The 11,942-nt window shown below is 74.1% G+C and carries 10 protein-coding genes; 2 read left to right on the forward strand and 8 right to left on the reverse strand.

All coding sequences use genetic code 11. From position 1 onward, the window contains the following. Nucleotides 1-94: 94 nt before the first annotated feature. The 5 genes from pgl to tkt all read right to left on the reverse strand — a co-directional run bounded on the left by pgl (nucleotide 95) and on the right by tkt (nucleotide 6,978). The gene (gene pgl, locus LO771_RS12050; protein WP_230651182.1) at nucleotides 95-874 is read right to left on the reverse strand and encodes a 6-phosphogluconolactonase; all 780 of its coding nucleotides are present in this window, start codon (nucleotides 872-874) and stop codon (nucleotides 95-97) included. Continuing rightward, nucleotides 871-2,034 (reverse strand): glucose-6-phosphate dehydrogenase assembly protein OpcA, encoded by a 1,164-nt coding sequence (gene opcA / locus LO771_RS12055; RefSeq protein ID WP_230651185.1) that lies wholly within the window; start codon nucleotides 2,032-2,034, stop codon nucleotides 871-873. The genes pgl and opcA overlap by 4 nt, the downstream gene beginning before the upstream one ends. After that, on the reverse strand, nucleotides 2,031-3,578 hold the full coding sequence (gene zwf, locus LO771_RS12060; protein WP_230651188.1) for a glucose-6-phosphate dehydrogenase: 1,548 nt from the start codon (nucleotides 3,576-3,578) through the stop codon (nucleotides 2,031-2,033). The genes opcA and zwf overlap by 4 nt, the downstream gene beginning before the upstream one ends. Before the next feature lie 42 nt (nucleotides 3,579-3,620). Continuing rightward, the gene (gene tal, locus LO771_RS12065; RefSeq protein WP_230651190.1) at nucleotides 3,621-4,742 is read right to left on the reverse strand and encodes a transaldolase; all 1,122 of its coding nucleotides are present in this window, start codon (nucleotides 4,740-4,742) and stop codon (nucleotides 3,621-3,623) included. A gap of 136 nt (nucleotides 4,743-4,878) precedes the next feature. Beyond that, nucleotides 4,879-6,978 (reverse strand): transketolase, encoded by a 2,100-nt coding sequence (gene tkt, locus LO771_RS12070; RefSeq protein WP_230651193.1) that lies wholly within the window; start codon nucleotides 6,976-6,978, stop codon nucleotides 4,879-4,881. Between the two features lie 421 nt (nucleotides 6,979-7,399). Here tkt and LO771_RS12075 point away from each other — a divergent pair, with 421 nt between their 5' ends. Both LO771_RS12075 and LO771_RS12080 read left to right on the forward strand, forming a co-directional pair. Continuing rightward, on the forward strand, nucleotides 7,400-8,347 hold the full coding sequence (locus LO771_RS12075) for a heme o synthase (RefSeq protein ID WP_230651195.1): 948 nt from the start codon (nucleotides 7,400-7,402) through the stop codon (nucleotides 8,345-8,347). 259 nt (nucleotides 8,348-8,606) lie between these two features. Then, nucleotides 8,607-8,951, forward strand: a complete 345-nt coding sequence (locus tag LO771_RS12080; protein ID WP_230651197.1) for a hypothetical protein — start codon at nucleotides 8,607-8,609, stop codon at nucleotides 8,949-8,951. Between the two features lie 150 nt (nucleotides 8,952-9,101). Here the strand turns inward: LO771_RS12080 and LO771_RS12085 are convergent, their stop codons facing one another. From LO771_RS12085 to LO771_RS12095, 3 genes are read right to left on the reverse strand one after another with little or no spacing between them, the layout of a single operon-like run. After that, nucleotides 9,102-10,103 (reverse strand): heme A synthase, encoded by a 1,002-nt coding sequence (locus LO771_RS12085; protein WP_230651200.1) that lies wholly within the window; start codon nucleotides 10,101-10,103, stop codon nucleotides 9,102-9,104. Between the two features lie 57 nt (nucleotides 10,104-10,160). Next, nucleotides 10,161-10,880, reverse strand: a complete 720-nt coding sequence (locus LO771_RS12090; protein WP_230651622.1) for an ABC transporter permease — start codon at nucleotides 10,878-10,880, stop codon at nucleotides 10,161-10,163. Nucleotides 10,881-10,936: 56 nt separating this feature from the next. After that, nucleotides 10,937-11,875, reverse strand: a complete 939-nt coding sequence (locus LO771_RS12095) for an ABC transporter ATP-binding protein (RefSeq protein WP_230651203.1) — start codon at nucleotides 11,873-11,875, stop codon at nucleotides 10,937-10,939. Nucleotides 11,876-11,942 lie beyond the last annotated feature (67 nt).

Consider the following 11,942-nt stretch of genomic DNA (forward strand, 5'->3'; position numbering starts at 1 on the left):
GCCGGGAGAGCCCCCGGGAGGACGGACGGCCCCGGACCCCGCCTCGCGGCGCGGTCCGGGGCCGTTCCCCGTGCGGTCCCCGAGGGGGCGTCCCTCAGGCCGGCGGGTAGAGGTCCGCCGGGATGGCCGAGGCCGCGGCGCGGTCCAGCAGCCACAGGGTGCGGTTCGTCCCGTACGCGCCGGAGGCCGGGGCCTGCACCTCGCCCGGGCCGGACAGGGCCAGCGCCACCGCGTCGGCCTTGTCCTCGCCCGCGGCCAGCACCCACACCTCGTGCGCGGCGCGGATCGCGGGCAGGGTGAGCGAGACCCGGGTCGGCGGCGGCTTGGGCGAGCCGTGCACGCCCACCACCGTCCGGCCGGTCTCCCGCACCCCGGGGTGCTCGGGGAAGAGCGACGCCACGTGGGTGTCCGGCCCCATCCCCAGCAGCAGCACGTCGAACGACGGCACCCCGGCGTGGTCCTCCGGTCCGGCGGCCTTCGCGAGGTCCGCGGCGTACTGCTCCGCGGCGGCCTCGACGTCGTCCCCGGCCTGGCCGTCGGAGGCGGGCATGGCGTGCACCCGCTCCGGGTCCAGCGGCACCCGGTCCAGCAGCGCCTCCCGGGCCTGGACGACGTTGCGCTCCGGGTCGCCCTCGGGCAGGAACCGCTCGTCGCCCCACCACAGGTCCAGCCGCGACCAGTCCACCGCGTCGCGCGCCGGGGAGGCGGCGATCGCGGCGAGCAGGGCGTTGCCGTTCCGGCCGCCCGTCAGCACCACCGAGGCGGTGCCGCGGGCGGCCTGCACGTCCACGATCCGGGTGATCAGCCGGGCCGCGGCGGCCTCGGCCATCAGCTCCTTGTCGCGGTGCACCACGAGCTGCGGCGGGAGGGTCACGACCCGCCCTGCTTCCCGGAGCCGGAGCCGGAGCCGTCCGGCCTGTCCGAGCGCGTGGTGCGCTTCGCGGAGGCCGTCCTCCTGGCCGGGGTGGAGACCTTCGCCGTCACCCGGGAGCGGGACGCGGCCTTGGCGACGGTGGTGGCCGCCTTCGGCTTCGCCGCCTTCTCCTTGCCCTCGGAGGCGTCCCCGGAGGACCCGTCCTTCCCCCCGGCGGCCCGCTCGCTCTCGCCGGGCGCCAGCAGCGTCGCCACGCCGGTGCGGACCGCGGAGGCGTAGATGTCGTCCGGGTCGAGCCGGCGCAGCTCCTCGGCGATCAGCTCGGCGGTCTCCCGCCGCTTGAGCGCCACCTGGCGGTTCGGCTGGTCGGGCATGGAGAGCGTCGCCATCAGGCCGTCGCCGCGGTCGAGGACCACGTCGCCGCCGTCGGTGCGCAGCCGCACCGCGGTGAGGCCGGGGCCGTTGCTGACCACCCGCTCCACCGGGATCTTCAGCCGGCTGGCGAGCCACATCCCGAGCAGCTCGACGCTCGGGTTGTAGGACTCGCCCTCGACGACGGCCGAGGTGACCCAGGCCCGCCGCTGGTCCATGGCGGCCGCGAGCATGCTGCGCCAGGGCGTGATGCGGGTCCAGGCCAGGTCGGTGTCGCCGGGGGCGTAGTGGGCGGCCCGCACGTCGAGGGCCTCCACCGGGGACTCCGCGGTGAGGGCGTCGGTGATCCGCCGCTGGGCGAGCGCGCCCAGCGGGTCGGCCGCCGGGTTCTCCGGGGAGTTCTCCGGCCACCAGACCACCACGGGGGCGTCCGGCAGCAGCAGCGGCAGCACGACGGACTGGGCGTGGTTGGCCAGCTCGCCGTGGAGGCGCAGCAGGACGGTCTCGCCGGTGCCCGCGTCGGAGCCGACCCGGATCTCGGCGTCGAGCCGGGTCTCGGCGCGGGCCCGCGGCGAGCGGCCGGGGCGCTTGATGACCGCGAGGATCCGGGAGGGGTGCTCGCGGGAGGCGTCGCCGGCCGCCTTGAGGGCGTCGTAGGCGCTGCCCTCGTCGGTGACGACGACGAGGGTGAGGACCATGCCGATGGCGGCGGTGCCGATGGAGCGGCGGGCCTCCGTCAGGGCGCTGTTGATCTTGCTGGACGTGGTGTCCGTCAGGTCGGTCTTCATGGCCGGCGCCAGCTCCTGCCGTCTCGTGCGAGCATCTGGTCCGCCTCGGCCGGCCCCCAGGTGCCGGCCGCGTACTCGGCCGGCCTGCCGTGCTTCTCCCAGTACTCCTCGATCGGGTCGAGGATCTTCCAGGAGAGCTCGACCTCCTGGTGGCGGGGGAAGAGGTTGGCGTCGCCGAGCAGCACGTCCAGGATCAGCCGCTCGTACGCCTCGGGGCTGGACTCGGTGAAGGACTCGCCGTAGGCGAAGTCCATGGTGACGTCGCGGACCTCCATCGCGGTGCCCGGCACCTTGGAGCCGAACCGCACCGTGACGCCCTCGTCCGGCTGCACCCGGATGACCAGGGCGTTCTCGCCCAGCTCCTCCGTGGCGTAGGAGTCGAACGGCAGGTAGGGGGCGCGTTGGAAGACCACCGCGATCTCGGTGACGCGGCGGCCCAGCCGCTTGCCGGTCCGCAGGTAGAAGGGGACCCCGGCCCAGCGCCGGGTGTTGACCTCCAGCTTGACCGCGGCGTAGGTGTCGGTCTTGGACGAGGGGTCGATGCCGTCCTCCTCCAGGTACCCGATCACCTCCTCGCCGCCCTGCCAGCCGTGCGTGTACTGGCCGCGCACGGTGTGCTTGCCCAGGTCCTCGGGGAGCCTGACCGCGCCCAGGACCTTGATCTTCTCCGCCACCAGGGCGTCGGCCTCGAAGGAGGCCGGCTCCTCGATGGCGGTGAGGGCGAGCAGCTGCAGCAGGTGGTTCTGGATGACGTCGCGGGCGGAGCCGATGCCGTCGTAGTACCCGGCGCGGCCGCCGATGCCGATGTCCTCCGCCATGGTGATCTGCACGTGGTCGACGTACGACCGGTTCCAGATCGGCTCGAACATCGTGTTGGCGAAGCGCAGCGCCAGGATGTTCTGGACCGTCTCCTTGCCCAGGTAGTGGTCGATCCGGAAGACCTCGTGCGGCGGGAAGACCTCGTGGACGACCTTGTTCAGCTCCTGGGCGGAGGCGAGGTCGTGGCCGAACGGCTTCTCGATGACCGCGCGGCGCCAGGAGCCCTCCGGCGGGTCGGCCAGCCCGTGCTTCTTGAGCTGCTCGACGACCTTGGGGAAGAACTTCGGCGGCACGGACAGGTAGAAGGCGAAGTTGCCGCCCGTGCCCTGCGCCTTGTCCAGGTCCTCGATGGTGGAGCGCAGCGTGTCGAACGCCTCGTCGTCGTCGAACTCGCCGGGCACGAACCGCATGCCCTTGGCCAGCTGCTGCCAGACCTCCTCGCGGAAGGGGGTGCGGGCGTGCTCCTTCACGGCGTCGTGGACGACCTGCGCGAAGTCCTCGTCCGCCCAGTCGCGGCGGGCGAAGCCGACCAGGGAGAAGCCCGGGGGCAGCAGCCCCCGGTTCGCCAGGTCGTAGACCGCGGGCATGAGCTTCTTGCGCGACAGGTCGCCGGTGACGCCGAAGATGACCAGACCGGACGGGCCCGCGATGCGGGGGAGCCGCCGGTCCGCGGGGTCCCGCAGCGGGTTGCGCTGCGGGAGCCCGGCTGAATCTGACTTGCTCACTTGGGGTTGCCCCGTTTCGTCAGACGGCTGTGGGGACCGGGGTCACTTGCCGGACTTCTTCGCGAAGTCCTCGAGCGCGGCGGTGATGGTGTCCAGGAGCTCGTTCCAGGACGCCTCGAACTTCTCGACGCCCTCGTCCTCGAGCACCTGCACGACGTCGTCGTAGTCCACGCCGGCCGCCGCGATGGCGTCCATGTCGGCCTTGGCCTGCGCGTAGGCGCCGGTGACGGTGTCACCGGTGACCTTCCCGTGGTCGCCGGTCGCGTCCAGGGTGGCCTGCGGCATGGTGTTGACGGTGCCGGGGGCGACCAGCTCGGTGACGTACAGGGTGTCCGGCAGCGCCGGGTCCTTCACGCCGGTGGACGCCCACAGCGGGCGCTGCGGCTTGGCGCCGGCGGCCTCCAGGGCCTTCCAGCGCTCGGAGCCGAACACCTCCTCGTACGCCTGGTAGGCGAGGCGGGCGTTGGCGATCGCGGCCTTGGAGCGCAGCTGCTTCGCCTCGCCGCCGATCTTGTCCAGCCGCTTGTCGATCTCGGTGTCGACGCGGGAGACGAAGAACGACGCCACCGACTCGATGGTGGAGAGGTCGTGGCCGTTCGCCTTCGCCTTCTCCAGGCCGGCGAGGAAGGCGTCCATGACGGCCCGGTAGCGCTCCAGGGAGAAGATCAGCGTGACGTTGACGCTGATCCCCTGGCCCAGGGTCTCCGTGATGGCGGGCAGGCCGGCCCTGGTGGCGGGGATCTTGATGAAGACGTTGGGGCGGTCCACCAGCCACCACAGCTGGCGGGCCTCGGCCAGGGTGGCGTCGGCGCGGTGCGCCAGGCGCGGGTCCACCTCGATGGAGACGCGGCCGTCGCGGCCGTTGCTGGCGTCGTACACCGGGCGCAGCACGTCGGCGGCCTCGCGGACGTCCGCCGTCGTGATCATGCGGACGGCCTCCTCCGTGGTGACGCCGCGCACCGCGAGGTCGCGGAGCTGCTCGTCGTAGGAGTCGTCCTTGCCGCCGATGGCCTTCTGGAAGATCGTCGGGTTGGTGGTGACGCCCACCACGTGCTTGTCGCGCACCAGCTCGGCCAGGTTGCCCGTCCTCAGCCGGGTGCGGCTGAGGTCGTCCAGCCAGATGGCCACGCCTTCGTCGCTGAGGCGCTTGAGTGCGTCCGTCATGGTCTGCTTCTTCTTCCTCTTCGTCTTCGTCGGTCTTCGTCGGCGGCGGCCCCGGCGGAGGGTGGTCCCGCCGGGGCCGGGGGGCGGGGCCGCGCGTCCCGAGTGCGGTCGGTACGCGGCCCGCGCCCCCGCGGGTTCAGCGGGTCGCCGCGGTGATCGAGTCGTGCGCTGCGGCGACCACGGCCTCGGCCGTCATGCCGAACTGCTCGAACAGGATCTGGTAGTCGGCGGAGGCGCCGTAGTGCTCCAGCGAGACGATGCGGCCGCTGTCGCCCACGATCTCCCGCCAGCCCTGCGCGATGCCGGCCTCCACCGAGACCCGGGCCCTCACGTCGGGCAGCAGCACGGAGTCGCGGTACGACTCGTCCTGCTCGTTGAACCACTCGATCGACGGCATCGACACCACGCGGGTGGGGATGCCGTCGGCCTCCAGCACGGCGCGGGCCCGGACGGCCGTCTGCAGCTCGGAGCCGGTGCCGATCAGGATCACCTGCGGGCGGCCGGCGGAGGCCTCCTGGAGGACGTACCCGCCCTTCGCGGCGCCCTCGGCGGAGGCGAACTCGCCGCTCTCCCGGTCGAAGGTCGGCACGTTCTGCCGGGTCAGGGCCAGGCCGGTCGGGCCGGGCTTCGAGGCGTGGCGCTCCAGGACGGTCCGCCACACCACCGCGGTCTCGTTGGCGTCGCCGGGGCGGACCACCGAGAGGCCGGGGATGGCGCGCAGCGCGGCCAGGTGCTCGATCGGCTGGTGGGTCGGGCCGTCCTCGCCCAGGCCGATGGAGTCGTGCGTCCACACGTAGGTGACCGGCAGCTTCATCAGCGCCGCGAGGCGCACGGCGGGCCGCATGTAGTCGGAGAACACCAGGAAGGTGCCGCCGAAGACGCGGGTGTTGCCGTGCAGCGCGATGCCGTTCATCGTCGAGCCCATGGCGTGCTCGCGGATGCCGAAGTGCACCGTGCGGCCGTACGGGTCGGCACCCGGCAGCGGGTTGCCCGCGGGCAGGAAGGACGAGCCCTCGTCGATGGTGGTGAGGTTGGACTCCGCCAGGTCGGCCGAGCCGCCCCACAGCTCCGGAATGACCGGGCCGAGCGCCTGCAGCACCTCGCCGGAGGCCTTGCGGGTGGCGACGCCCTTCTCGCTGGCGGGGAAGGACGGGACCGCCTTCTCCCAGCCCTCGGGCAGCCTGCCGGCCGTGATGCGGTCGAACTCCGCCGCCCGCTCCGGGTTGGCCTCGCGCCAGGCGGAGAAGCGCTTCTCCCACGCGGCGTGCGCCTCGCGGCCGCGGTCGGCGACCCTGCGGACGTGGGCCAGCACCTCGTCGGTGACCTCGAAGTCCTTGGACGGGTCGAAGCCCAGCACCCGCTTGGTGGCGGCGACCTCGTCGGCGCCCAGCGCCGAGCCGTGCGCCTTGCCGGTGTTCTGCGCGTTGGGCGCCGGCCAGGCGATGATCGTCCGCATCGCGATCATCGACGGGCGGCCGGTCTCGGCCTTCGCCGCCGCCAGCGCCGCGTGCAGCGCCTCGACGTCGATGTCGCCGTCCTCCTTGGGCGCCACCCGCTGCACGTGCCAGCCGTAGGCCTCGTACCGCTTGAGGACGTCCTCGGAGAAGGCGGTCTCGGTGTCGCCCTCGATCGAGATGTGGTTGTCGTCGTAGAGCGCGACCAGGTTGCCCAGCCTCTGGTGGCCGGCCAGCGAGGACGCCTCGGCGGAGACGCCCTCCTCCAGGTCGCCGTCGGAGACGATCGCCCAGACGGTGTGGTCGAAGGGGGACTCGCCGGCCGCGGCCTGCGGGTCGAACAGGCCGCGCTCGAAGCGGGCGGCCATCGCCATGCCCACCGCGTTGGCGATGCCCTGGCCCAGCGGACCGGTCGTGGTCTCCACGCCCGCGGTGTGGCCGTGCTCGGGGTGGCCGGGGGTCTTGCTGCCCCACTTGCGGAAGGACTTGAGGTCCTCCAGCGTCAGTCCGTAGCCCGACATGTACAGCTGCGTGTACAGCGTCAGGCTCGTGTGGCCGGGGGAGAGGACGAAGCGGTCGCGGCCGGTCCACGCCGGGTCGGTCGGGTCGTGGCGCAGGAAGCGCTGGAAGATCAGGTAGGCCGCCGGGGCCAGGCTCATCGCCGTGCCCGGGTGGCCGTTGCCGACCTTCTGCACCGCGTCCATGGCGAGGACACGGGCCGTGTCCACCGCGCGCCTGTCCAGATCGGTCCACTCGAAAGCGTTAGTCGGCTTGGTGCTCACCCTGGTTCAGGGCTCCTTCCGTCGTTCACTCGACCCCGTGATGCGGACCTCGCCGGCCGGCCGCGACGCTGCGGTCCTGACATCTCGGCGGTCTGTGTCACGGAGGGCTCATCCCGCTTCTACGTGCGAGCCTACCGTTCGGGCTCCTGCCCGCCCCCCGGGCTCCGGCAACCCCGGACGGGGCTCTCGCATTCCCACCTTCCCCCCGTTCTCCCACCCTCTCCCGGATACGACGCGCCCGCCCGGCGAACGGGGGACGGCGGCGCGGCGGCGGGGCGGTGCCGCGGACGCCCGGGGGCGCCCGGGGACGGCTGACACGGGGACCCCCGGCGCGGGCGGCGACCGCACAGCGTCTAAAGTGGCGTGGTACGCGCACGGCGTCCGGGTTGGTCCCGCGCCGGCGAAGTTCCATAGACCAGGGGTGTCCGTGACCGCCGTCGAATCCCGCCCGGCCGGGGTCGTCGGGGCGACCCCCGGGCACCGGCCGTTCGGGGCCCGTGTCGGGGCCTTTGTCGCGCTGACCAAGCCACGCATCATCGAACTGCTGCTGATCTCCACGGTCCCGGTGATGTTCCTCGCCCAGCGCGGCGTGCCCGACCTGCTGCTGGTGGTGAACGTCGTCGTCGGAGGCTTCCTCTCCGCGGGCGGCGCCAACACGCTGAACATGTACATCGACCGGGACATCGACGCCCGGATGCGCCGCACCGAGCAGCGGCCGCTGGTGACCGGGATGGTCTCGCCGCGCGAGGCCCTGGTCTTCGGCATCACCCTCGCGGCGGTGTCCACGCTCTGGCTGGGCCTCTTCGTCAACTGGCTCTCCTCGGCGCTGGCCCTCGGCGCCCTGCTCTTCTACGTCTTCGCCTACACGCTGGGCCTGAAGCGCCGCACCTCGCAGAACATCGTCTGGGGCGGCATCGCCGGCTGCATGCCGGTCTTCATCGGCTGGGCGGCGGTGACGGGCAGCCTCTCCTGGGCCGCCGTCGTGCTCTTCCTCGTCATCTTCTTCTGGACCCCGCCGCACTACTGGCCGCTCTCCATGAAGGTCCGCGAGGACTACGCCAACGTCGGCGTGCCGATGCTGCCGGTCGTGGCCTCCAACACCGTCGTGGCCCGGCAGATCGTCGTCTACTCCTGGGTGATGGTCGCCGTCTCGATGGCCCTGTGGCCGCTCGGGCACACCGGCTGGCTCTACCCGGCGGCCGCCCTGCTCCTCGGCGCCTTCTGGCTCAAGGAGGCACACGGCCTGTACCGCAGGGCGAAGGCGGGCGCGGTGGGCGCGGCGCTGAAGGAGATGCGCCTCTTCCACTGGTCCATCACCTACCTGACGCTGCTCTTCGTCGCCGTCGCGGTGGACCCCTTCCTCCGCTGACGCCCGCGCCCGCACAACGCGCCGGCCCCGCGCTCCGTTCAACGGCCCCGCAGCCCCTCCGACGGGCGGCGGGGCCGCGGCGCGTCCGGGGCGCGGCCGGGGCGCGCCGCACCCGGGCCGGGCGTGCGTCCCGGGGCGTGCGGCGCTCCGATGCCCGCGGCACGCGGGGGCGTGCGGCCGCCGGTCGCGCGCCGTCCTGTGCGCCGCCGCACACGGTCCACCCGTCGCCCCCGGGGCTACCGGTGGGTAGCATGCGGACATGAGCAGCGAAGAGACCACCGCGGCCCGCGCCGCCTCCCGCGACCAGCGCCGCGCCCGGCGCATCGCCAAGAACATCGCCTCCTTCGCCGGCCGCCACGGCGGGAGCGCCGACGGCGTCGTGGAGTACGTCGGCCGCAACGCCACCCGCATCGTGCTCGTGGGCGCCGACGGGGCCTGGGGCGACCAGGTCGCCCCCCGCTACGAGGTCGCGAAGCAGGCCGCCGAGCTGGCCGGGATCACCCTGCACGACGCCTTCGACGGCGAGCTGGCCGCCCGGGTGCGGACCTCCTCCTACGAGTGGTCCCGGATGGCCGGCCTCCAGCTCGGCGGCGGCCGGGCCTGACGGCCCGCGGCCGCACCCCCTCGGACGACGGGACGGCGACGGGGCGGGGACGGCGACGGGACGGGGACGACGACGGGGCGGCCCCGGCAGGTGCCACACCTGCCGGGGCCGCCCCGTCGCGGTTGCCCCGTCGCGAATGCCCCGTCCGGCTCAGCCGGCGGCCACCAGTCCCGAGGAGTCGTCCGCGCCGCCGCCCCGGACCGCGGGGGTCGCGCCGCCGGGCCGCCCGCCGTCCGCCGGGAGCTCCGGCCGCACCCGCAGCGCGAGCGGGATCCGCAGCGCCGCGATCCACACCAGCGTCGAGCCCAGCAGGTGCGCGCCGACCAGGACCTCCGGGGACCCGGTGAAGAACTGCACGAAGCCCACCGCGCCCTGCGCCAGCAGCACCACCAGCAGGTCCCGGGCGCGCGCCCGGGCCGGCGCCGGGGCCTTGACGGCCCGCAGCGCGAAGAGCATCGCCAGCGACAGGCCCATCGTGACGAACGCGAAGTCGGCGTGGAACTGCGTCACCCGGTCGTAGTCCAGCGGGATCCGCGGCACGTCGCTGGAGTCGCCGGAGTGCTTGCCCGCGCCGGTGACGACGGTGCCCGCCAGCACCAGGCAGGTGGTCGCCGCGACCAGCACGTACGACAGCTGCACCAGCGGCCGGGAGACGGCCGGCTCGGGCTCCCCGTCGCCCTCCCGCGACCGCTCCCACATGAGCAGCGCGACCCAGATCAGCGCCATCGACGCGACCAGGTGCACCGCCACCGAGTACGGGTTCAGGCCGGTGAGGACGGTCACCCCGCCGATCACGGCGTTGCTCAGCACGATCCCGAACTGGGCCCAGCCCAGCCGGGTCAGCCGGCGCCGCCACGGCTTCGCGCAGCGCGCCGCGACGATCGCGGCGCCCACGGCCGCGCACAGCACGTAGGTGAGCAGCCGGTTGGCGAACTCGATCACCCCGTGGACGCCCATCGCCTGTGTGGGCGCCAGGGTCTCAGCGGTGCAGCGGGGCCACGTGGGGCAGCCCAGGCCGGAGGAGGTGAGCCGCACGGCGGCGCCGGTCACCACGATGACCACGCTCATCACCAGCGCCGAGAGGCAGGCCGCTCGCACGACCCTCGCCGTGGGCGTCAGCCGCTCGGCGAGGTAGGACAAGGGGGTACGCACCGTCCCATCGTAGGTCGGCCCCGGGGCCGATCTTGGACGGGCCCCCGCCCCGAGCGCCTACTCCCAGCGGAAGAAGCGGGCCGCCGCCCCGAGCCCCAGCACCGCCCAGACCGCGAGCACCGCCAGGTCGCCGGCCGGCAGGGCCGCGCCGTGCTGGAGCACCGCCCGCAGGCCGTCGGAGAGCGCGCTGATCGGCAGCAGCTCCAGCACGCCGCGCACGGCGGACGGGAACTTCTCCAGCGGCACCACCACGCCGCCGGCCAGCAGCAGCAGGACGAAGACCAGGTTGGCCGCCGCCAGCGTCGCCTCGGCCCGCAGGGTGCCCGCCATCAGCAGGCCCAGGCCCGAGAAGGCCGCGGTGCCCAGCACCAGCAGGGCCGCCACCGCGAACGGGTTCCCGTGCGGCGACCAGCCCAGCGCCAGGGCGACCACCGACAGCAGCGCCACCTGCAGCACCTCGGTGACCAGCACGCAGCCGGTCTTGGCGGTCAGCAGCGCCCAGCGCGGCAGCGGGGAGGCGCCCAGCCGCTTGAGCACCCCGTACCGGCGCTCGAAGCCGGTGGCGATGGCCTGCCCGGTGAAGGCGGTGGACATCACGGCCAGCGCCAGCAGGCCCGGCGCGAGGAAGTCCACCCGCCGGCCCGGACCGGTGGTGTCCACCACGTCCACGGCGCTGAAGAGCACCAGCAGGACGGTGGGGATGACCGCGGTCAGCAGCAGCTGCTCGCCGTTGCGCAGCAGCATCCGCGTCTCCAGCGCGGTCTGGGCCAGCAGCATCCGGCCGACCGGGGCGGCTCCGGGGGCGGGCGTGTACGTGCCCGGGGCGGTGGTGGTCACGAGCGCAGGTCCCGTCCGGTCAGGTCGAGGAAGACGTCCTCGAGCGTCCGCCGCTCCACGGTGAGGCGGTCGGGCATGACGCCGACCTGGGCGCACCAGGCGGCGACGGTGGCCAGCAGCTGCGGGTCCAGGGGGCCCTGCACCCGGTAGCTGCCGGGGGTGAGCTCGGCGGCGGCGGTGCCGTCGGGCAGCGCCTTCAGCAGGGCGCCGAGGTCCAGGCCGGCGCGGCCGCGGAAGCGCAGCGCCTCCTGCTCGGGGCGCCCGTCGCCCGCCCGGCGCAGCTCCTCGGGGCTGCCCTGGGCGATGACCTTCCCCCGGTCCACGATCGCCACGTCGTCGGCCAGTTCCTCGGCCTCGTCCATGGCGTGGGTGGTGAGGACGACGGTGACGCCGTCGGACCGCAGGTCGCGCACCAGGTCCCAGGTGGCGTGCCGGGCCTGCGGGTCCAGGCCGGCGGTCGGCTCGTCGAGGAAGACCAGCTCGGGGCGGCCCACCACGGCCATGGCGAGCGCGAGGCGCTGCTGCTGGCCGCCGGAGAGCCGCCGGTACGCGGTGCGGCCGCAGGAGCCGAGGCCGAGGCGCTCGACCAGGGCGTCCACGTCGAGGGGGTGCGCGTGCAGCCTTGCGGTGTGCCGCAGCATCTCCACGGCGCGCGCGCCGGGGTACACGCCGCCCGACTGGAGCATCACGCCGACGCGGGGCCGCAGCCGGGCGGCGTCGGCCACCGGGTCCATCCCGAGGACGCGGACCGTGCCCGCGTCGGGCCGGCGGTAGCCCTCGCAGGTCTCGACGGTTGTGGTCTTCCCGGCGCCGTTGGGGCCGAGGACGGCGGTGACGGTGTTCCGGCCGACGGACAGGTCCAGCCCGTCCACGGCGGTCTTCGACCCGTACCGCTTGACCAGACCGGACACCCGGACCGCGGGTTCTGCTTCCATGCCGTCGAGTCTATGGACCCCGCGGCCGCCGCCCGGCCGCCGCCCCCGCCGGGGCGCCGGCCGCCGG

It is taken from the genome of Streptacidiphilus sp. ASG 303 (assembly GCF_020991365.1).
GTDB lineage: Bacteria > Actinomycetota > Actinomycetes > Streptomycetales > Streptomycetaceae > Peterkaempfera.

Excerpts from the sequence above, each read along its gene's own strand:
- LO771_RS12095 (WP_230651203.1), bottom strand. The coding sequence starts at position 11,875 with ATGGAAGCAGAACCCGCGGTCCGGGTGTCCGGTCTGGTCAAGCGGTAC.
- tal (WP_230651190.1), bottom strand. The coding sequence starts at position 4,742 with ATGACGGACGCACTCAAGCGCCTCAGCGACGAAGGCGTGGCCATCTGG.
- LO771_RS12090 (WP_230651622.1), bottom strand. The coding sequence starts at position 10,880 with ATGCTGCTGGCCCAGACCGCGCTGGAGACGCGGATGCTGCTGCGCAAC.
- LO771_RS12080 (WP_230651197.1), top strand. The coding sequence starts at position 8,607 with ATGAGCAGCGAAGAGACCACCGCGGCCCGCGCCGCCTCCCGCGACCAG.
- opcA (WP_230651185.1), bottom strand. The coding sequence starts at position 2,034 with ATGAAGACCGACCTGACGGACACCACGTCCAGCAAGATCAACAGCGCC.